This is a genomic window from Mesorhizobium sp. M1295 (assembly GCF_040318135.1).
In the GTDB taxonomy this organism is placed as follows: domain Bacteria; phylum Pseudomonadota; class Alphaproteobacteria; order Rhizobiales; family Rhizobiaceae; genus Mesorhizobium.
The window spans coordinates 350,998-372,117 of the sequence record NZ_JAMYLU010000004.1; the positions used below are offsets into that span (position 1 = coordinate 350,998).

19 protein-coding genes are annotated in these 21,120 nt (G+C 62.5%); 8 read left to right on the forward strand and 11 right to left on the reverse strand.

Annotation, left to right across the window (positions count from 1 at the left end):
- The first annotated feature begins 4 nt into the window (after positions 1-4).
- Positions 5-790, forward strand: coding sequence for an SDR family oxidoreductase (locus NKH29_RS09115; RefSeq protein ID WP_352484100.1), 786 nt, complete (start codon positions 5-7; stop codon positions 788-790).
- 56 nt (positions 791-846) lie between these two features.
- On the opposite strand, the gene NKH29_RS09120 is transcribed toward NKH29_RS09115, so the two are convergent.
- Positions 847-1,923 (reverse strand): D-alanine--D-alanine ligase family protein, encoded by a 1,077-nt coding sequence (locus tag NKH29_RS09120; protein ID WP_352588896.1) that lies wholly within the window; start codon positions 1,921-1,923, stop codon positions 847-849.
- A gap of 21 nt (positions 1,924-1,944) precedes the next feature.
- On the opposite strand from NKH29_RS09120, the gene NKH29_RS09125 reads away from it, so the two are divergent.
- From NKH29_RS09125 to NKH29_RS09145, 5 genes are all read left to right on the forward strand, one after another.
- Complete coding sequence (locus NKH29_RS09125) at positions 1,945-2,175, forward strand: hypothetical protein (protein ID WP_352999420.1); 231 nt, start codon at positions 1,945-1,947, stop codon at positions 2,173-2,175.
- A gap of 306 nt (positions 2,176-2,481) precedes the next feature.
- Positions 2,482-3,456 (forward strand): ABC transporter substrate-binding protein, encoded by a 975-nt coding sequence (locus NKH29_RS09130; protein ID WP_352999422.1) that lies wholly within the window; start codon positions 2,482-2,484, stop codon positions 3,454-3,456.
- A 73-nt stretch (positions 3,457-3,529) separates the two neighbouring features.
- Positions 3,530-4,606, forward strand: coding sequence for a quaternary amine ABC transporter ATP-binding protein (locus NKH29_RS09135; protein ID WP_352999423.1), 1,077 nt, complete (start codon positions 3,530-3,532; stop codon positions 4,604-4,606).
- Positions 4,603-6,585 carry an ABC transporter permease gene (locus NKH29_RS09140; protein ID WP_352999424.1) on the forward strand — a complete coding sequence of 661 codons (1,983 nt, stop codon included), beginning with the start codon at positions 4,603-4,605 and terminating at the stop codon, positions 6,583-6,585. The genes NKH29_RS09135 and NKH29_RS09140 overlap by 4 nt, the downstream gene beginning before the upstream one ends.
- A 160-nt stretch (positions 6,586-6,745) precedes the next feature.
- The gene (locus NKH29_RS09145) at positions 6,746-8,311 is read left to right on the forward strand and encodes a hypothetical protein (RefSeq protein ID WP_352999426.1); all 1,566 of its coding nucleotides are present in this window, start codon (positions 6,746-6,748) and stop codon (positions 8,309-8,311) included.
- Between the two features lie 123 nt (positions 8,312-8,434).
- Here the strand turns inward: NKH29_RS09145 and NKH29_RS09150 are convergent, their stop codons facing one another.
- From NKH29_RS09150 to NKH29_RS09170, 5 genes are read right to left on the reverse strand one after another with little or no spacing between them, the layout of a single operon-like run.
- Positions 8,435-9,616, reverse strand: a complete 1,182-nt coding sequence (locus NKH29_RS09150) for a M20 aminoacylase family protein (RefSeq protein ID WP_352484107.1) — start codon at positions 9,614-9,616, stop codon at positions 8,435-8,437.
- 42 nt (positions 9,617-9,658) lie between these two features.
- Complete coding sequence (locus NKH29_RS09155) at positions 9,659-10,432, reverse strand: amino acid ABC transporter ATP-binding protein (protein ID WP_352484108.1); 774 nt, start codon at positions 10,430-10,432, stop codon at positions 9,659-9,661.
- Positions 10,419-11,339, reverse strand: coding sequence for an amino acid ABC transporter permease (locus NKH29_RS09160; RefSeq protein WP_352639048.1), 921 nt, complete (start codon positions 11,337-11,339; stop codon positions 10,419-10,421). The genes NKH29_RS09155 and NKH29_RS09160 overlap by 14 nt, the downstream gene beginning before the upstream one ends.
- Positions 11,340-11,347: 8 nt before the next feature.
- A complete protein-coding gene (locus NKH29_RS09165; RefSeq protein ID WP_352895553.1) occupies positions 11,348-12,217 on the reverse strand; it encodes an ABC transporter substrate-binding protein in 870 nt (289 codons plus the stop codon).
- A gap of 33 nt (positions 12,218-12,250) precedes the next feature.
- Entirely contained in the window at positions 12,251-13,225 is a 975-nt protein-coding gene (locus NKH29_RS09170) for a substrate-binding domain-containing protein (protein WP_352484111.1), read from the reverse strand.
- A 108-nt stretch (positions 13,226-13,333) separates the two neighbouring features.
- Between NKH29_RS09170 and NKH29_RS09175 the strand changes: the two genes are divergently transcribed.
- Positions 13,334-14,671, forward strand: coding sequence for an aminotransferase-like domain-containing protein (locus NKH29_RS09175; protein WP_352484112.1), 1,338 nt, complete (start codon positions 13,334-13,336; stop codon positions 14,669-14,671).
- Positions 14,672-14,697: 26 nt separating this feature from the next.
- Here NKH29_RS09175 and NKH29_RS09180 read toward each other — a convergent pair whose 3' ends face one another.
- The gene (locus NKH29_RS09180) at positions 14,698-16,056 is read right to left on the reverse strand and encodes a trimethylamine monooxygenase (RefSeq protein ID WP_023716778.1); all 1,359 of its coding nucleotides are present in this window, start codon (positions 16,054-16,056) and stop codon (positions 14,698-14,700) included.
- Positions 16,057-16,316: 260 nt separating this feature from the next.
- Here NKH29_RS09180 and NKH29_RS09185 point away from each other — a divergent pair, with 260 nt between their 5' ends.
- Entirely contained in the window at positions 16,317-17,033 is a 717-nt protein-coding gene (locus tag NKH29_RS09185; RefSeq protein ID WP_023716777.1) for a helix-turn-helix domain-containing protein, read from the forward strand.
- A 168-nt stretch (positions 17,034-17,201) separates the two neighbouring features.
- Here the strand turns inward: NKH29_RS09185 and NKH29_RS09190 are convergent, their stop codons facing one another.
- The 4 genes from NKH29_RS09190 to NKH29_RS09205 are packed head-to-tail and all read right to left on the reverse strand — an operon-like array spanning position 17,202 to position 20,958.
- Positions 17,202-18,242 (reverse strand): heme-dependent oxidative N-demethylase family protein, encoded by a 1,041-nt coding sequence (locus tag NKH29_RS09190; RefSeq protein ID WP_352484115.1) that lies wholly within the window; start codon positions 18,240-18,242, stop codon positions 17,202-17,204.
- Between the two features lie 9 nt (positions 18,243-18,251).
- Positions 18,252-19,217: a PDR/VanB family oxidoreductase gene (locus NKH29_RS09195; RefSeq protein ID WP_352484116.1), complete on the reverse strand. Its 966-nt coding sequence runs from the start codon at positions 19,215-19,217 to the stop codon at positions 18,252-18,254.
- Positions 19,214-19,810, reverse strand: coding sequence for a dimethylamine monooxygenase subunit DmmA family protein (locus tag NKH29_RS09200; RefSeq protein WP_352484117.1), 597 nt, complete (start codon positions 19,808-19,810; stop codon positions 19,214-19,216). The genes NKH29_RS09195 and NKH29_RS09200 overlap by 4 nt, the downstream gene beginning before the upstream one ends.
- 14 nt (positions 19,811-19,824) lie before the next feature.
- A complete protein-coding gene (locus NKH29_RS09205; protein ID WP_352789914.1) occupies positions 19,825-20,958 on the reverse strand; it encodes an aminomethyl transferase family protein in 1,134 nt (377 codons plus the stop codon).
- Between the last annotated feature and the right edge of the window lie 162 nt (positions 20,959-21,120).

The window sequence follows — 21,120 nt, forward strand, 5'->3', positions numbered from 1 at the left end:
AAAAATGCAGAAGCGATTCCAGGGAAAAACGGCGGTCATCACCGGCGCGAGCGGCGGCATTGGCGCGGCAATGGCCAGGCGCTTCGCCGTGGAAGGTGCTGCGGTCGTCGTCAGCGCCATCGACGCGCGCGTTGAAGAGGTTGCCGCCGATCTGAAGACTGCGGGCGCCAAGGTTGCGTGGATGCGCATGGACGTGACCAAAAAGGAAGAGGTCGTCGCGCTTTACGACCTGGCCGAGCAACAATTCGGCCGCGTCGACATCTCAGTGCAGAATGCCGGTGTCATCACCATCGCCAGGATCGAGGCGATGACCGAGGCAGAATGGGACAAGGTGATGGCGGTCAACACCAAGGGCGTGTTCCTGTGCTGCCAGGAGGCGATCGCGCGCATCCGCAAGCATGGCGATGGCGGCCGGCTGATCAACACCGCATCCGGCCAGGCGCGGCAGGGCTTTATCTACACGCCGCATTATGCGGCCTCGAAATTCGGCGTCGTCGGCATCACCCAGAGCCTCGCCAAGGAAGTGGCGAAGGAGAAGATCACCGTCAACGCGATCTGCCCCGGCATCATCGACACCGATATGTGGGCCTATAACGATGCCGCATGGGGCAAGTTGATGGGCGACTACAAGCCCGGCGAGCTGATGGCCGAATGGGTGGAGAACATCCCGATGGGCCGCGCCGGCAGCGGCGAGGACGTCTCCGGCCTGGTCAGCTTTCTCGCCAGCGACGATGCGGCCTATATCACCGGGCAGACCATCAATGTCGATGGCGGCCTGATCATGTCGTAAGATACGACACAGGCCAACGTTCCATCCGCCGGGATCTGAAAGCCGCTTCGCTGCATTCAGGCTGCTCGGCCGGCCCGCGCCAGTCCATGTTCCACGAGCCGGTCGATGATTTCGGAATAGCTGACGCCGCTTGCCGCCATTGCCTTGGAGTACATGCTGATATCGGTGAAGCCGGGGATGGTGTTGATTTCATTGACCAAGAACTGCATGTCCGGTGTCAGGAAAAAGTCGATGCGCGCCATCCCGTCACAGCCGACGGCTCTGAAAGCCCTTGCAGCCACATCCCGCATGCTTGCCTCGACCTCGGGCGGCAGTTCGGCCGGCACTTTTAGCGCCGCGCCGTTCTCGTCGATGTATTTGGCATCGTAGCTGTAGAAACCGTGGCTTTCCGCCGGCACGATCTCGCCTGGCCGCGAGACGAACAGGTCGCCTGCCGGGTCCTCCAACACGCTACATTCGATCTCGCGCCCATGAACGAATTCCTCGGCCAACAGCTTGCAATCGTGCTGGAAGGCTTCAGCAAGCGCCCCATCGAATTCCTGGCTGGCATTGACCTTTCTGACCCCGACAGACGATCCCTGACGCGCCGGTTTGATGAAGAACGGCAGGCCGAGTTCGCCTTCGAGTGTGGCGAGGGCGGGCGCCGCACCTTCATGGACCGTCACTGAGCGCGCGATTGGCAGACCCGCCGCTTTCAGGAGCCGCTTGGTGACATCCTTGTCCAGCGCGGTTGCTGAACCCAGGATGCCGCAGCCGGCAAGCGGCACCAGAGCCACCTCGGCCACCCCCTGTACCGAGCCGTCTTCGCCATGGGGGCCGTGCAGGATGGGAAACAGGATGTCGATCGTTGGCAGATCATAGGGCGTGCCGTCGGCCGGGATCGCCATCATCCGTCCGCGCCCACCCGGAAGCAGGCAAACTTCCGTGCCGCCTGCAGGTTTCGCGAGCTTACCATCCTGAAAGCTGCTCAGCCGCCACCGTCCCTCGCGCGTGACGAAGATTGGGACGGCATCGTATTTGGCAGGCAGCAGCGCACGCATGACATTGGTTGCGGAAAGCACCGAAACGTCATGTTCGGCGGAACGTCCGCCAAAGAGCACGGCAATGCGCAGTCTGTTTAAGGAAGAGGTCATGAAAGCCTCGGAGATGATCTGGTGTTGAAAGGGTCAGAAGCCGACGGCAATACCGCGGTTGGCGCTGAAGTAAGGCGCTTTGGTCTGCTGCATTGTGTCGATGTCCTGTCGTCGCGGCTGGTACCCGATGACTGGCAACCTTGGTTTTTTTTCGAGCCGATCTACGGTCCATGTAAAAAGACGGCCGTGAAGTTGGCGCAGCGTTATTCGTTGCGCGACGTGAACGTTGGTATATATAATTTCATCCCATGAAAGCGGCTCTGGGCGAGTTGCCGAGCCAACAGCCGAGATCATGGGACTTTGATGGTTTGCACCTCAAGACCGGCGATCGATCCGCGGATGACTGCTTCCGCAGCAAACCATCGGCAGTCATGACGCGGCCGGTCCCGCGCACATCTTCACCAATTTGGGCACCACCCCGTTTTGCGCCGGCATCCGCTTCGGCAGCATTGTGGCGCCGACGGCCTTGCGCAACGACCAGCTTTTCCAACACAATCAAAAAAGACGCAAGAAGGGAACTAACGATAACTTCCACCAGAGCTTGACAGGAGAACAAGCATGTTACTTCGGAGCATGATTTCGAAACTATCAATGGGAGCCTTGGCGCTTGCCGCAGCAAGCGCGCTGACACTACCGGCACAAGCAGCGGCGCCGGAATCCAACGACCCGATCAAGATCGCGCTGTTCGACTGGACCAGCGTCAATCTGAACGCCAAGATCCTCGGCGGCATCCTCGAAAAGCTCGGCTATACCGTCGAGTACCCGACCGCCGACTATCTCTCCAGCCTGACCACCGGCCTGACCAATGGCGACATCGATGTCGGCATGGAGTTCTGGGACACGACGGCCGGCGAAGCGATGAAGGCCTCGGATGCAACCGGCCAGACCGAACGCCTCGGCAAGCTCGGGCCCAAGGCCAAGGAGGAATGGTGGTTTCCCGAATATATGAAAGAGAAATGCCCGGGCCTGCCGAACTGGGAGGCATTGAAGGACCCGAAATGCGCCGAGGCCTTTTCGACGGCGGAAACAACACCGAAGGGGCGCTATCTCGGCGGCCCTGTGACATGGGAAGGTTTTGACGACGAGCGCGTCGAGGCGCTGAAACTGCCCTTCACCGTCATCCATGCTGGCACCGATGCAGCGATGTTCGCCGAACTGGACTCGGCCTATCAGCGCAAGGCGCCGATCATGCTGTGGATCTATTCGCCGCATTGGGCACCGGCCAAATACAAGGGCGAATGGATCGAATTCCCCGACCATACTGTAGAGTGCTACACCGACCCGAAATGGGGCGTGAACCCCGATGCGAAATACGACTGTGGCAAGCCGCATGGCGAGATCTGGAAATATTCCTGGGCCGGCATGAAGGACAAATGGCCGGTCGCCTACAAGGTCGCGAAAAACTACACGGTCGATACCGACGAGCTCAACAAGATGAGCGGCGAGATCGATCTCGAAGGCAAGACGCCGGAAGACGTCGCCGCCGCCTGGATCGCCGCCCACGAAGGCGACTGGAAAGGTTGGGCCGAGTGACCGTCTGACTGGAAATCCGACGGCCCGGCCATTCGTGGCCGGGTCTCGATCCCTATTCCAGAAGGACGATTGCATGACCGATACGATTGAAGGCGCGGCGAAAGCGGGCAACGATGCCCGCCCGATAAAGCTTGCCTGCCGCAATGTCTGGAAGCTGTTCGGGGCGGACGCGGCCAATTTCATCCGCCGGCGCGACGGCAAGGCCAGCCTGGCGGACATCGCCGCTGCCGGACTGGTTGGCGCGGTGCGCGCCGTCGATCTCGAAATCCGGCAAGGCGAGATCTTCATCATCATGGGACTTTCGGGATCCGGCAAGTCGACGCTGGTGCGCTGCATGTCGCGGCTGATCGAGCCGACCCACGGCAAGGTCGAGTTTGAAGGCAAGGACCTGCTCAAGATTTCCGATGCCGCGCTGATCGAGCTGCGACGCCACCGCATGGGCATGGTGTTCCAGAATTTTGCCCTGCTGCCGCATCTCAACGTACTGGAGAACATCGCCTTTCCCTTGGGCATCCAGGGGCAGGACCGGCCGACGCGCGAAAAGCGGGCTCGCGAGGTCATCGATTTGGTCGGCCTGCGCGGCCGCGAGCATTTCTATCCACGCGAGCTTTCCGGCGGCCAGCAGCAGCGTGTCGGCATCGCCCGCAGCCTCGCCACCAAGCCGGAAATCTGGTTCCTCGACGAGCCATTCTCGGCGCTCGATCCGCTGATCCGCCGTGAGATGCAGGACGAGCTGATGCGGCTGCAGACCATGCTGCACAAGACCATCGTCTTCATCACCCATGATTTCGACGAGGCCATCCGGCTGGCCGACCGGATCGCCATCATGAAGGACGGCGAGGTCATCCAGATCGGCACGCCGGAAGAGCTGGTGGTCAACCCGGCGACGGATTATGTCGCCGAATTCACCCGCGACGTCGACCGCGCCAAGGTGATCTCGGCCAAGAGCCTGATGCGCGCCTGCGACGCCGCTGAACATGGCGGCACGGTCGCGCCGGATGCCAAGATCGCCAGTTTCTCGGCAGATATCGTCTCTGCCGGCAAGCCCTTCGCGGTGGTCAACGGCACCGGCAAGCCGATCGGCGAGGTAACGCCGCAGGCGGTGATCGATCTTCTCGCTGGCATCGAACGTCCCGGAGCCGGCGCATGACGGTCACGGCAAGCGCGAGCGCAGCGAGGGCGCGGCAGGGTCAGACCTGGCTGGTGATCTGGGCCTGCGCGCTCGCCGCCGTGCTTGTTGTCTTCCTGCTGCAGGAAAGCCTGCCCTGGACGGTCAATTACCCAGCCAATGCCGTCATTCCCGTCGCCGACTGGGTCAGCGCGCTGATGAACTGGGTGAAGTCGAATTTCTCCTGGCTGACGCGCTCGATCACCGCCGTGCTCGGCGTGCCGCTCGATTTCGCGCTCAATCTTCTCGCCAAAAATTTCAAGATCGGCCATGGCGCGGATATGATCGTCTTGCCGCGCCTGTCCTGGGTCGGCGTCTGCGCTGCCGCCTACCTTGCCGGCCGCGCCGCCGGCGGCTGGAAGCTGGGTGCGCTGGTCGGCGGGTGTTTTCTCTACATCGCGCTGTTCGGGCAGTGGACCAGCGCCATGCTGACGCTGGGCCTGATCTCGATCGCTGTGCCGTTTTGCATTGTCACCGGGCTGTTCGCCGGCATCTGGGCATGGCGCAAGCCCTGGGCAGAAAGGCTATTGATCTCCCCTGCCCTCGATCTGATGCAGACGATCCCAACCTTCGCCTATCTCATCCCGATGCTGCTTTTGTTCGGCAACAGCCCGGTCTCGGCAATGATCGCGACGGCAATCTTCGCGACACCGCCAATGGTGCGGGCGACGATGCTGGGCCTGTCGCGGGTGCCGTCGGAGATCGACGATTTCAGCGAGATGGCCGGCTGCACGGCACGGCAGAAGCTGTGGCGGGTGCTGTTGCCGTCGGCGCGGCCGACGCTGATGGTCGGCGTCAACCAGGTTATCATGCTGGCGCTCAATATGGTGATCATCGCCTCGATGATCGGCGCCGGCGGCCTCGGCTATGATGTGCTTTTGGCGCTGCGCGCGCTCAAGGTCGGCGAGGCGATGGAGGCAGGCCTCGCCATCGTCGCACTGGCAATTGCGCTCGACCGGCTGAGCCAGGCGATCGCGCACAATCACGCCAAGGGCAATGTCCGCCATCAGCCCGGCACCAGCTTCTGGCGGCGCTATCCCAACGTGACGCTGGCCGTCGCCATCCTCGCCGTCACCACGCTGCTCAGCCTGTTCGTGCCGGCCTTCGCCGCGGTGCCGAAGGCGATCACCTTCACCACCGCACCTTTGTGGAAGGCGGCGGTGAACTGGATCACGATCAACTTCTTCGACACGATCGAGGCGTTCCGCGTGGCGCTGATCCTCAATGTGCTGAACCCGGTGCGCGCCTTCTGCGAGGGCTTTCCGTGGCTGGGCGCGGTTTGTCTCCTCGGCCTTGCCGGATACCAGCTCGGCGGCTTGCGCCTCGCCGCCCTGGTCGCGGCATTGACAGCGTTCTGCGCCGTCACCGGCCTTTGGGAAAAGACCATGGCGACGGTCTACCTGTGCGGCATCTCGGCCTTTATCGCTTGCCTGATCGGCATCCCTATCGGGCTGATGGCATCGCGCAGCGACCGCTTCGAAAAGATCGTGACGCCGGTCATCGACACGCTGCAGGTGCTGCCGTCGTTCTGCTTCATCATTCCGGTGGTGATGCTGTTCAGAGTCGGCGACGTCACCGCGATGATCGCCACCGTCGCCTTCGCCGTGGTGCCGGCCATCCGCTACACCAATCACGGGATCCGGCAGGTGCCGCCGGCGCTGATCGAGGCGGCGAAGGTTTCCGGCTGCACCAAGCGCCAGACCTTCTTTCGCGTGCAGCTGCCGCTGGCGTTGCCGGAGATCATGCTCGGCGTCAACCAGACTATCCTGATGGCGCTGGCAATGATCATCATCTGCGCCATGGTCGGCACCCGCGATCTCGGCCAGGAAGTGTTCATCGCCCTGTCCAAGGCCGATTCTGGCCGCGGCATCGTCGCCGGCCTGGCCATCGCCTTCATCGGCATCGTCGCCGACCGGCTGTTCAATGCATGGACGGCCAAGGCGAGAGCGAGGCTGGGATAGCCGGGAATAGGACGGCCACAGGAAGCTGCCGCTAATGGCGCCCCGGTGACGAGTTACCGATCCCTACGCCTAACGACATAGCCCTTCGGGATTATTGCTCGCTCTTGGCTCACATCGTACGGCTGTGATGGGACGGGTAGGCTCAACAGGAGAGCGGATAATGTCTAAACGCGTTCCCTTTACTACCGGTGATCTAGCAGATCATCAGTGGGGTATCGATGACGCCCTCACAGGCGATCCAAACACGAATATCTTGACCGGCGACGCCGGCGGCAGCCTGCTCGATTTCTCGAGAGGCGGCAACGATACCTTTACGGAAACCGCACCGTCGACCTACACCTTCTACGGTGACGCGGCTCGGAGCTTGTTCAATTTTGCTCGGGGCGGTGACGACACCTTCACCACGGGGCTTTCGTCCACCACGACGACTGCCTATGGTGACGCGGGCGACGATATGTCGGACCACAGCAAGGGCGGCAACGATACCTTCAACAGTGGATTGGCAAGGCAGGTAGTCGATACCTTCTATGGTGACGCCGGCGGCAACATGCTCGGCCATGCTCATGGGGGTGACGACACTTTCCTGACCCAAACCAAACAAGGAGCCGACCACACCTTCTACGGTGATGCAGGCGGCGAGATGTCCGATCGCAGCAAGGGCGGCAACGACACCTTCGAGGGCTCGAAAGAAGCCAATAACATTTTCTACGGTGACGCCGGCAGCAACATGTCCGGCAATGCGCGGGGCGGCGACGATAGCTTCACGGGCAAGAGCGATTCATTCAACACTTTCTACGGCGATGCCGGCGGCGACATGTCGGACGACAGTAGGGGTGGCAACGATACCTTTACGGGCCGCTCCTTTTCCACCAACACTTTCTTCGGCGACGCCGGCGGCAACATGTCTGGCCATGCTCTGGGCGGCGACGACTATTACACAGACACGTTTGGGGATCTCGGGAGCAAAACTCTCTATGGCGATGCGGGCGGCGATCTTTCCGGTTTTGCCACGGGCGGCAACGACACCTTCACGAGCGTGGGTGGGTCCCGGGTAACGTTCTACGGTGACGCGGGCGGCAGTATGTTCGACCATGCGCTTGGGGGCGATGACGTGGCCGTGCTGCAAGGCACCGCCCATAATGTGGGGTATGGCGACGCCGTGACGATGCTCGGCAACGCTGTGGGCGGCAATGACATCCTGACCGGCGGGGACAAGAGCGCCTTTCCTGACGTTCTAAACGAGTTGTCCGGCGACGCGCGCGCTATGTCCGGCTCCGCCCAGGGCGGCAATGACATTCTTACCGGGGGCCAGAACAGCGAAAGCGGCCAAGTTCGCAACTTCCTGTGCGGCGACGCTCTGCAAATGTCCGGTTCGGCTCAGGGCGGCAACGATGTCCTGTACGCAGGGAGCGCGGCACCTGGCTGCACGGTCATCAATGACATGTGGGGGGATGGACAACTGAGCGAGTTGGCTCAGGGCGGCGCAGACCAATTCATATTCAAGGACGATGGTTCAATGACGGTCGGAACCCAAAACACCATCTACGACTTCAGCCAGACCCAAGGCGACACTATCGTGTTTAGTGGCGTGGAGGGCGTGCAATCGTTCGATGATCTCACAATTGCGCAAAGTGGAACCGACACCATTATTACCGCGGGAGTCGATCAAGTTACTCTCGCAAACTTTGCGAGCCCGCTGACAACGAGTGATTTTTTGTTCGTCTGAAAGTGAAGCTCTTATCGCATTCGAAGAGGGGGAATGCGTGAGAATTCGTTGAGCATCGTCGCGCGGCCGGTCGCCCCAATTCTGGTCGACCGGCCGATCGACAATCCCAGCCGCAAGTATGGATCAAGCGGCCAGGAATCTCTCGGTCAGTCGAGCCCAGAGCGCTGCGCCGACGGTCAAATTGCCGTCGTTGAAATCATATTTCGAGCTGTGCAGGATGGCTGAATCCTCGCCGTTGCCGAGGCGGAGGAAGCAACCGGGTTTGTGCTCGAGGAAATAGGAAAAGTCTTCGCTGCCGGGGATCAACGGGCAGACGGCCACCTTGTCGTGACCAACGAGTTCAACAGCGACGTCTGTCGCAAAGGACGTCTCGCTCTCGGAATTGACCACCACCGGGTAGCCGCGCTCGTAGTCGATCTCGACGGTTGCGCCATGCGCCTGCGCCACAAGTGCTGCGATACTGCGAATACGCTGCTCGAGCCTATCGCGAATCTCGACCGAGAAGGAGCGGACGCTGAGCGTGATCTCGGCCTGTTCGGGGATGACGTTGGAGGCCGTGCCGCCGTGAATGGTGCCGACGGTGACGACAGCCGTCTCGATCGGGTTGACGTTGCGCGACACCACCGTCTGGAGGGTCATGATGATGTTGGCGGCAGCGACGATCGGGTCGACCGTCAGGTGCGGACGCGAGGCGTGGCCGCCACGCCCGGCGATCTTGATGGTGACGGTATCGCTCGCTGCCATCAGCGGCCCCGCGCGCATCAGGAAGGAACCCGCCGGCGCGCCCGGATGGTTGTGCAGCCCGAAAATCGCATCGCAGGGAAAGCGCTCGAACAGGCCGTCGGCGATCATCGCCTGCGCCCCGCTTCCTTTGCCGGCTTCCTCGGCCGGCTGGAAGATGAGGTTCACCGTGCCGTTGAAATGGCGCGTGCGCGCCAGGTATTCGGCCGCGCCGAGCAGCATCGTGGTGTGGCCGTCATGGCCGCAGGCGTGCATCTTGCCGCTGGCTTGGCTGGCATAAGGGAGATTGGTCGCTTCGGTGATCGGCAAGGCGTCCATGTCGGCGCGGATGGCAATGCTGCGGCCGCTGCCTTGGCGCAAGCGGCCGACGACCCCGAGCCCGCCGACATTGCGTGTCACCTCATAGCCCCAGCTTTCGAGCCGTTCGGCAACGTATGCAGCCGTTTCGTGCTCCTGGAAGGAAAGCTCGGGATGCGCGTGCAGGTGCTGGCGAGCCGCAGCAAGCTCGGCGGCCTTGTCGGCGAAGTCGGAAACATCGGCGAACTGGTTGGAGGTCTTTGGCATGAGGGGTCCTTTGCCGAGCACGTAATGGCGCCGGCTTTTCTGTCAGATGAAACGGCTTAAAAAGGCCCGCGTGCGCGGGTGCCTGGGTTTGGCGAGAACCTCGTCCGGAGGCCCGGCCTCGATCACATTGCCGTCGTCCATGAACACCACCCGATCCGCCGCTTCGCGGGCGAAGCCGATCTCATGCGTGACCACGATCATGGTCAAGCCCTGCCTGGCAAGATCGCGCATGGTGGCGAGCACCTCGCCGACCAACTCCGGATCGAGCGCCGACGTCGGCTCGTCGAAGAGCATCAATTTCGGGCGGATGGCGAGCGCACGGGCGATGGCGACGCGCTGCTGCTGGCCGCCTGAAAGCTGGCGCGGATAGGCGTCGATCTTGTCGGCGAGACCGACACGGGTCAGCAGTTCGCGGGCGTAGCCGATCGCTTCCTTGCGGTTCTCCCGGTGAACGCCGACCGGAGCCTCGATGACGTTCTGAAGGGTCGTCATGTGTGGATAGAGATTGAACTGCTGGAACACCATGCCGATCTTGCGCCGCTGCGCCGCGATCGCCCGATCGGAGAGCTTGTCGAGACGGCCGTCGTGCAACCGGTAGCCGATCTGCTCGCCGTCCACCTCGATCGCCCCTTGGTCGATCGCCTCGAGATGATTGATGCATCGCAGGAAGGTCGACTTTCCGGAGCCGGACGGTCCGAGAACGACCACCACCTCGCCAGGCGCGACGTCCAGGTCGATGCCCTTCAGCACCTCGAGCGGGCCGAAGGCCTTGTGAACGTTGCGCGCCCGGACCAAGGGCGTGTCATGCGCGCTCATTGGCGGCCTCCAGGGTGGCGGTCGCCGTCTTCTCGCGGGCGCCGCGGTCGCCGCGGCTGTAATGGCGTTCGATCGCGCCCTGCGCGACATTGAGAACCGAGGTGATCAGCAGGTACCAGAGCACCGCAACCATCAGCAGCGGAATGATTTCGAAGGTGCGGTTGTAGATCGACTGCACGGAGTACAGCAGGTCGGCCATGGCGATGACGCTGACCAGCGACGTCGCCTTGATCATGCTGATCAGCTGATTGCCGGTCGGCGGCACGATCGAGCGCATCGCCTGCGGGATGATGATGCGCCGCAGGGCCCGCGCGCGGGTCATGCCGAAGGCTTCAGCCGTTTCGGCCTGCCCCTTGTCCACCGACAGCAGCCCACCACGAATGATCTCTGCCATATAGGCGGCCTCATTCAGCGCCAGACCGAGGATAGCGGCCGTCAAAGGCGTGATCAGGTCGTTGGTGTTCCAGCTCGCAAAACCGATGGAAATGCGCGGAAACAGCGTCGAAAGATTGTACCACAGGATGAGCTGCACCAGCAGCGGCGTTCCCCGGAAGAACCAGATGAACAGTCCGGATAGAAAAGATGCCAGCCTGTCTTTCGACATGCGCGCGATGGCGAGCAGCAGGCCGAGCACGATACCCAGGATCATCGCCACGACCGTCAGGCCGAGCGTTACGGAAAGCCCCTGCATGACCGTCGGATCGAAGAAATACTGGGCGACGACTGGCCAACCGAAATTCGGGTTGACCGCGACGATATAGGCGAAGCCGGCCGCCACGGCGACGGTGAACGCCCAGAGCACCAGCCGGACAAGCGGAAACGGCCGGTGGGCTCGCTTGACATCGCGCAGAGCGTCGTCGGGACGTCGCGGCACCTCGGACGCGTAGGCAGCGGTCGCGTCGGTCATGGCAGCCTCTACTGTCCCTGGTTGATGCCGGGCGCGTCGATCATGTTCTTCTCGAGACCCCACTTCTTCATCACCGCGGCGTAGGTGCCGTTCTTCATCAGGATCTTGAACGCGTCGAGTAGTACACCGCCCAGCGGCGAGCCCTTCTTGAAGACGGCGCCTTGATAGATGTCCTTGAAGCCATTGGCCTGGCCGACACCTGAAAGTTCCAGTTGGCCCTTCGCCTGCTCGACGAAATAGGTCAGTGGCGCCTGCGAGGAGAAGAATGCGTCGGAGCGCTTCGACCGGACGGCCAGTATCGAGCTCGGCTGGTCGGTGAAGGATTGCACCTCGACGGCCGGCTTGCCGCCCTCGGTGCATTTCTGCGCCTGCTGCTTGATGACCTTTTCGGCTGAGCCACCCGACATCACGGCGATGCGCTTGCCGCACGCCGTGTCGAGCGAGGTGATGCCTTGCGGATTGCCCTTCTCGACGGCGAAGACGACGTATTCGCGCACCCAATCGATGAAGTCGTTGGATTTCTGGCGGTCGGGATAGTCGCCGACAGGTCCCATCGCGAACTGATAACGGCCGGCATTGATGCCGCTCAGCAAGGCCGGCAAGCCGGCGACCGAGGCGTGATCGACTTCGACACCGAGCAGCTGGCCGATGGCGTCGGAAATGTCCCTGGTTGCCCCGGTCAGTTCGGTGCCGGTGACGATCTCATAGGGCGGGAACGAGCCGTTGTTGACGGCCGTGATCTTTCCCGCCGTGCGGATCTCTTCCGGCAGCCGGGCCCGCAAATCTTCGTTCACCGATTGCTTCTGGATATCCTGGGCGAAGCTGGCCTGCGCCAGAATGGTGACGAGCGAGGCGAATATGAAGCTGATTGTCCTCATGGCATTCTCCTTCGTGTTCTTCGTTGCGCGTTGTCAGGCTGCGGTGGCCCGCGACCTGGCGTCGAAAGGAAACAAGGCTTCGGCGGAAATCGGTTCCGTCAGAATGCCCTGGGCATGTAGCTCGGTGACGAAATCCTCGATCATGCGCCGGTTGGCGGGCAGGCCGCTGGCGTTCCAGGAGGCAGGCAGGTCGCGCCCCGCATGAAGCAGCTCCTCGAGGATCCAGGGCGAGGTATCGGCATATTTTCGGCGCTTGCCCGTCCAGACGCGCTGGCTTTCGTCGATCAGCCTGGCGAGTTCCTGCGGCAGCCAGGGGTGCTCCCTGGCCAGGACGGCCTTGACGGCGACCAGATGCATGCCCGGGACATAACCGACGTCGGCGAAATAGGCGCGTTCGGCCGCGCGAAAATCGCGCAGCACTTGCCGGAAGCCGGAAGCCGGGCCGAAAAAGCCGTCCGGCATGAAGGGTGTGAAAACGGCGTCGAGCTCGCCTTGCGCCAGCAGCTCCATCATCGGGCGCTCGCCTGGCGCTGCTTCGATGCGACCCGGCCTGCCGAATCCGTCGAGGCGGTCGGCGACCGGGTGCTCGGATGTCAGCCTGCCGGCAAACCAGTAGGCGTCCTCGACGCCGACACCTTCGCGGCGAAGTGCCGCCCGCGTCCATGTGTTGCCGGAATCGCGCCAGCCGGTGACGCCGATGCGTTTGCCGGCAAGGTCGGAGAGCCGTACCAGCGGACTGTCACTGACCGTGATGATGCAGCGGTGGCGAAAGCCGCGCATGATGAAACACGGTATTCCAACCACCGTATCCCGGCCCGACGCCATGGCCGACACATAACGGCTGAACGAGACCTCCGCCGCATCGTAGTTCGGATCGGTACCGAGATCCGCGATCAGCGTGGCGACGCGGTCAACCTTCACCGACAAGCGGCTGGAGGTGACGTCACCGAGGACCAAGGGCGTGAGATAGTCCCAATCACGGGTGGCTATAGTGATGGAAACGGGCATCGGCATGAACTTCAATACTATGTTTGACCGGCGATTGGTAAATGTTTATTTTTGGCCGATCAAATGTTATTATGTTACTGAACATTAACACTGGCAGTCGTTGATTCGATGGATTTCGATGCAGGATGGTTCGCTGAACGCCTCGGCGACCGCACGACGCGCGGCATCGCGCGCGAGACCAGTGCGCTGATCAGAAGCGGCGCGCTGCCTGTCGGCGCAAAGCTTCCGCCGGTGCGCGATCTTGCCTATGTGCTCGGCGTCAGCCCGGCGACGGTCTCGCAGGCGTGGAGCGAGCTGCGGCGCTACAAGATCATCGGCGGCCGCGGGCGCAACGGCACCTGGATCATGGGCAACCGCTTTGCCGCCCGGCCCGAGCGCCACATGAGCGGCGGCAATTACGGTGCGGACATTCTGAACCTGGCGATCGCGGAGCCCGATGTGAAGCTCTTGCCGCCGCTCGACATCGCGCTGGCGCATGGCGCGCGCGCCGAAAAGCTCAACAGCTACGACCGGGTGCGCATCCTGCCCGAGCTGGAGGCCGCGGTGCGCCCGTCATGGCCGTACGATCCCGGCGCGTTCCTGGCCACCAATGGCGGTTACAACGCCATCTACACCTTGCTGCATGCGCTGGTCCCGACGGGGGCGCCGGTGGCCATCGAGAATCCGACGGCGCTTCGCCTGCTCGACATCCTCGAAGATCTCGACGTGCCGATCATCCCGGTGGACTGCGACAGTGACGGCCCCTTGCCCGACGCGCTCGCCAACGCTCTGCGGCAGCGGCCGGTCGCGTTCCTGTTCCAGCCGCGCGTCCATTCGGTGACCGGCGCCTGCATGTCGTCGGCGCGGCTGGAAGTCATCGGCGACCTGCTCGCCGGCACCGACGTGCTGATTGTCGAAGATGACGGCGTTGGCGATATTGCCGATGCGCCGCGCATTTCGCTTGGCCGGCGTTTTCCCGATCGCGTCGTCCACATCCTGTCCTATTCCAAGACCCATGGCCCGGACCTGCGGCTCGCCGTGCTGTCCGGATCGGCGACGATCGTCGAACAGATCCAGTCCTATCGCAGCTTCAGCTCGGGATGGACCAGCCGTATCCTGCAGGCGGCCACCGCCTGGCTGCTGCAAGACCCGGCCACGGCTGTCTTGGTCGAGCAGGCGAAGGAAGTGTATCGCCGCCGCCGCGAACGGCTCGCCGGCGAACTGGCGAAACGCGATGTCGCGATCGACGCCGGATATGGTCTCAGCGTCCTCATTCCGGTTGCTTCGGAACCTTATGCGATGGTCACGCTGGCCGCGCACGGCATCGCGGTCCATGCCGGCGCGAAGTTTTCGACCGGAAAAACGAACGCCGTCCGCGTCGCGACCAGCATCCTGGACGAGGAGCACCTCGAACACGTCGCAAATTCCCTGGCGCTGGCAGCCGACCCGGCGCGGGACGTTGTCTGAGGCAAGGCAATCGTCGTTCGGACTCCCTACTCCGCCGCCACGCCCTTCACTTCGAGATAGCTCTCCATCGAATCGTCCATCGCCTGCAGCCAGGGCGTATGGTGCAGCGGCGCCATCGTGCCGGTCATCAGCGAGCGATAGGAATGGTCGCGGAAGCCCATGATGTCTTCCGCCTTGTGGTGCTCCCACTCCATGAAGGTCTGATTGACAGCCTCGACATCGAAGCCGGGATAGTCGGTCTGCTCCATCAACTCCCTGGTGTAGTCGCCCTGGAACCAGATCATCTGCTCGGCGTCTTCCAGCGTTTCCTCGCGTGCCCGCCACTTTTTGCCGTGCTCGGCCATCGCATCGGCCGAGGGCAGTTTGATGCGGCCCATGATGACGTCGCGGGCGAACCAGGCCTGCGCGTCGAACATGTTGAAGGTGTAGAACTGGTCCTGCATGCCGATATAGGACAGCTTCAGGTTTTTCTCCCAGACGACGCCCTCGTAGAGCCCGTCCGGCCACATGCGGTTGGCGGTCTTCAGCTTCAGATCTTCGGTCAGGAACGGGAAGGAGTGGAGATAGCCGGTGCACAGGATGATGGCGTCAACGTCTTTGGTGCTGCCGTCCTTGAAATGCGCGGTCTTGCCGACGACCTTCTGCAGCAGCGGCACTTCCTTCCAGTTCTCCGGCCATCTGAAGCCCATCGGCTTCGAGCGGTAGCTGGAGGTGATCGATCTGGCGCCGTATTTGTAGCATTGCGAGCCGATGTCCTCGGCCGAATAGGAGCGGCCGATGATCAAAATGTCCTTGCCCTTGAATTCCATCGCGTCGCGGAAGTCATGGCTGTGCAGGATACGGCCGTTGAAGGTCGAAAAGCCCTCGAAATAAGGAACGTTGGGCACGGAGAAATGCCCCGAAGCGACGACGACATTGTCGAACTCTTCCGAGTAGGTGACGTCGTTGGTGCGGTCATGCGCGGTGACGGTGAACTTCTTCGTCGCATCGGAAAAGGTGACCATGCGCACCGGGCTGTTGAAGCGCACCCATTGGCGCACGCCGGATTTTTCGACACGGCCCTTGATGTAGTCCCACAGCACGGCGCGAGGCGGATAGGAGCCGATCGGCCGGCCGAAATGCTCCTCGAACGTATAGTCGGCGAATTCGAGGCATTCCTTCGGGCCGTTCGACCAGAGATAGCGGTACATCGAGCCGTGCACCGGGTCGCCGTGCTCGTCGAGGCCGGTGCGCCAGGTGTAGTTCCACAGGCCGCCCCAGTCGGACTGCTTTTCGAAGCAGACGATCTCGGGAATGTCGGCGCCGTTGTCGGCGGCCGACTTGAAGGCCCTGAGCTGGGCCATGCCGGACGGCCCGGCTCCGATGACGGCAACACGATCTTTCATTTCGGGCCTCCCGATCTCATTTCTCTAACGAAACAAATTTCACTGACAGGACAGTAATTACCCCTTCGATGCTGTCAACAGGCCTTGTCGCGAAACCCTCGTTTCACCACGCTGGATTTCCAAGCGACGCGGTAGCTCGGGCGAAATCCGGACATTGCGCAATTCGACACGGGTGGCTTGCCGTAAGAGTTGCGCTTCTGTATCGGCACCGAATATGTTCACCGTGAGTGAAATGAATCGGCAAGGTCCGGGGTGGCGAAATGGCGAAAAAAGCGACCAGTCTAAAGCCTGCGGCAGCCGCCGCGGGCAAAGCCAAGCCGTCGGTTGCTGTAATCGATCCGCGCAAGATGCGCGCGCCGCTCACCCAGAACCCGCACGCCATTCGCGACACTCGCGAAAAAGTGCTGGAGGTCGCGATCGGCCGCGAGGTGCGGGCATTCCGCAAGAAGCTCGGCATCACCGTCGCCGATCTGGCGGCCGCCACCGACATTTCGCTTGGCATGCTGTCGAAGATCGAGAACGGCATCACCTCGCCGTCGCTGACCACGTTGCAGGCGCTGTCGCGGGCACTCGGCGTTCCCGTCACCGCATTCTTCCGCCGCTTCGAGGAAGAGCGCAGCGCCGTCTTTGTCAAGGCCGGGGAAGGCCTTGACGTCGAGCGCCGCGGCACGCGCGCCGGCCACCAGTACAATCTGCTCGGCCATATCGGCTCCAACACCAGCGGCGTCGTCGTCGAACCCTATCTGATCACGCTGACCGAAGATTCCGACGTGTTTCCGACCTTCCAGCACGAAGGCATGGAGTTCCTGTATATGCTCGAAGGCGAAGTGGTTTACCGGCACGGCAGCAATCTCTACCCGATGAAGCCCGGCGACAGCCTGTTCTTCGACGCCGATGCGCCGCACGGGCCGGAAGTGCTGACCGTTCTGCCGATGCGCTATTTGTCGATCATTTGTTACCCGCAGAGCGCGGGGTGAGCGGGAGGCAAGCGACCCCCTCACCCGGATTGCCAACCGAATTGTGAAGGACAATTCGGGGCAATCCGACCTCTCCCCGAGGGGAGAGGAGATTGGCAGCGCCGGCGCTAGCCTCTTCTCCCCAGCGGGGAGAAGGTGGCCGCGAAGCGGCCGGATGAGGGGACTTGCTTAATCCGGCCCAAACCCCGGCGACGTCGCACTGCCGTCATCCAACTTCGACAGCCATTCGACCAGCGTCGCGCGGTAGCGCGTCAGGCCCTTGTAGTTGGCGAGCTCGTCGGGCAGGTCGCGGATGACGCGGTGCAGGCGCCGTGCCCATTTCGGCTGCGTCACCAGCTCGTCCATCTTGATCAGGTAGCAGCGGATCGGAAAGACGATCGCGTTCGAGCGCGGCAGTCGCCAGAAGCTCTGCAGCTCGACGCGCAGATGGACCTTGTCGCCGACATTTTCCGGCGTCACCGTGGCGCGGTCCGGGCCCCATTTGTGGTAGTTTTCCGGGCTGGTGTCGAGGCGCGGATTGATGGTCATCGTCCAGTTCAGCCGGCGTGCCGGCTTGCCCTGCTGGATGTTGGTGAGGAACTTCAGCGCCCGGACGAAGATGCCCTTCTCATGCGCCAGCGGCACCGGCGCGTGCCATTCGAAGAAGTTCATGCCGATGTCGAAATCGAGCGACCAGTCGGCCTGGGTGGTGACCATGCCGGCATCCATCCACAGATTGCCGTCGCGCTGGTCGAGGATGCAGAAATCGCCCTGGCTCTGACGCGTGATGTACTCCATTGGCCCATAGGGCAGCGTCGAGACGTCGCCGAAGGTGAAGCTGTCGTCGATGCCGAGCGGGCGGTTGATCCAGCGCCAGCGGTCGCCGTCGCGCGTCAGCGTGAAATGCTCGGGATAGCCGGAAGCCTGCTGCTCCATCAGCAGTTCGAGCAGGTCCCAGCCGGCCAGCGTCATGTGCGGCAGCGACTGGCAGCGCAGCGGGTCTTCGGCGAGCACCAAAGCACGGTCCTGCATTTCGGCGACATAGTGCTCGTCGACGTCGATCAAATTCTCCAGCACGCTGCCCTTCGGCCCGACGACATGCGGCTCGATATTGACCGCATACATGTAGCTGTCTTCATGGAACGGGAATGGAAACCGCCTGATGTGCTCCGGGCTGTTCCGGAAGGTGAAGTCGTCGCGAAAGGTTTCCTTGCGAAAGGTAATGCCCAAGCTCGCCTCCTATCTTTCCAGCACCAGCGACCTGCCCTCGAAGCGCGACACGCAGGGCATGATCTTGCAGCCCGAACGGTGGTCTTCCTCGCTCAGCCAGTGGTCGTTGTGGATGAATTTGCCGTCATGCGAGATGACGTTGGTCTCGCACTGGCCGCAGACGCCGCCGCGGCAGAGATAGGGCGGATCGACGCCGGCCGCCTCGATCGCCTCGAGCAGGCTCTGCTGCTCGTCGACGCGGATCGTCTTGCCGCTGACCGCCAGCGTCACGTCGAAGGGCGCACCCGGCTGCGGTGCCGCGAAATGCTCGAAATGCACGGTCTGGGGAGGCCAGCCTAGAGCGGCGGCGCGGTCACGCACCCAGCCGATCATGCCGGACGGGCCACAGACATAGAGATGGGTGCCGAGCGGCTGCGACGACAGCAGCCGGTCGAGCTCGATGCGCTCGTCGCGATCGTCGTGATAGAGCCTGACCCGGCGCTCGTAGCGCTCTCTCAGCAGATCGGCATAGGTGCCGAGCGAAGCGGTGCGGCAGGTGTAGTGCAACTCGAAATTGCCGCCCTCCGCCGCCAGCTGCGCGGTCTGCGCCATGAACGGGGTGATGCCGATGCCACCGGCCAGCATCAGATGCTTCCTGGCGCGCAGATCGAGCGAGAACAGGTTGACGGGGTAGCTGACCACCATCTCCGTGCCCGGCCTGACCTGCCGGTGCATGAACAGCGAGCCGCCGCGGCCGGCCTCGTCGCGGCGAACCGAGATGGTGTATTCGCGGGTGTCGAGCGGCGAGCCCATCAACGAATAGGGATTGAGCCTGGTCCGCTCGCCATCGCGCATCTCGACGACGACATGGGCGCCGCCGGAAAAGGTCGGCAAGAGCTCGCCGTCGCGCCTGCGGAAGTGAAAGCGCGTCACCAGCTCGTTGACCGGAACGACATCGCTGACGATGACGTCGAGCTTGGTGGTGCCGGTGCTCATCGAAAGACCTCCTCCGTCGGAGGAATTTCACTGCGGTCCTCGGCATTGATGCAGACGCCCTGGAAAGCGGCGAGGCGTCGTGAATAGTGGTCGCGAACCAGAAGCAAGAGGCCGCAATGCGAACAGGTCGCCGGCTGCGTCGTCACGTTCTCGGTGATGCCCTTGCAGTGGACGCACTGCATGCGGCGCGCCAGCGAGCCGCGATGCTCGGTCTGGATCGAGATGTGGTCGATGCCGGCTTCGAGCGCCGCCTGCATGGCCTGGCCGATCAGCCCTTCGGTGCCGGCAAGGTAGAGCCTGAGTCCCATATGCGCGTTTGCCAGCGTCTGCTTCAGCCGCGGCAAAGCGCTGGCAAAGGAATGGCCGAGGTAGAACTGCGCCGGCTTCAGCGCTTCGAGCACATCGGCATATTTGCTGTCGCGGCCGGGAATGAAAATGATGTGGGCGCCGCCGAAGAAGTCCGCCGGTGCCTTGGCGGCCAGATCGGCAATCGCCAGCGCTCCCTCTGCATCCGCTACGAAAAGATGATACTTGCCGGGCTGCGGAGACAGGGTCCCATAGACCGGCCGGCTGATGATGCTTTTCGCTGCCATACCCGCAGTATGCCTCAGCCTTTCGCCGTGCGCTTGGTCTTCTTCGGATCGTCGAACGGAAGCGGCTCGGCGGTTGCGCTGATGGCGCCGCTCTTGTTGCGGATCTCGAGCCTGGTGCCTTGTACCGCGCAGTCGACGTCGAGCCGGGCGATGCCCATCGATTTTTTGACCAGCGGCGAATACATGGCGCAGGTCACCACGCCGACTTTTTTGCCGTCGCGATAGACTGGCGCGCCCTCGTCGGCCGGCTCCTTGCCTTCGAGCAGCACGCCGAAGATCTTGAAGCGCTCCTTGCCCTTGAGGCGATAATGCTCCTCGGCGCCGCGAAAGCCTGTCTTGCCGGGGCTGACGGTGAAATCGAGGCCGAGCTCCCACAGCGTGTCGCCGGGGCCTTCGTTCTCGAACGGGTATTTCTGCGAATTGTCGTAGGGGTAAAACAGCAGGTAGCTCTCGACGCGCAGCATGTCGAGCGTGGTGAAGCGGCACGGGATGATGCCGGCGCTCTTGCCCTCGTCGAGGATCCTGTCCCAGATCGTGCCGGCGTCCTGGCCACGGCAGAAGATCTCGTAGCCGCGCTCGCCGGTGTAGCCAGTGCGCGAGATCATCACCGGCAAGCCGAACAGCTGCGTCTGCATGTGATGGAAATAGTTGAGGTCGCGAATGCCCGGCACATGCTTTGCCAGATAGTCGACGGCGGTCGGGCCTTGCAGCGAAAGGTCGTGCAGATTGTCATCGAAGCGCAGCGACACGTCACGACCGACCGAAGCGCGCTGCAGCTCTTCATGGCCGGTGCCCGAGCCATGCACCACCATCCAGGAATTCGGGCCGGTGCGGTAGAGGATGCAGTCGTCGGTGAACTTGCCGGCCTCGTTCAGCATGCAGGCATAGGCCGACTTGCCGGGATAGATCTTTTCGACGTCGCGCGTCGTCGCCAGGTCGATCAGGTGCGAGGCGTGCGGCCCGGTGATGTGGACCTTCTTCAAGCCGGACACGTCCATCAGGCCGGCCTTGGTGCGGATGGCGATATACTCTTCGTCGGCTCCCTTGTCGTAGGTCCACGCGGTGCCCATGCCGCTCCAGTCTTCGAGCTTCGAGCCGAGCGCGCGATGGCGGTCCGCAAGGGCCGAAAATCTCCAGGATGCCGTCATCCGCTGGTCCTCCGTTCGAAAAAACTTCTTGCTTTCCCCTGCTCCCTGGCGGGAGCGTTGCCCGAATATTGATCGCAAACGCCGAGAGCCTGCAATACCCGCAAGCAAATAATTTCATTGTCAGGCAAAATCCGGCTGGTCAAACAAACAGTTAACGTTGCG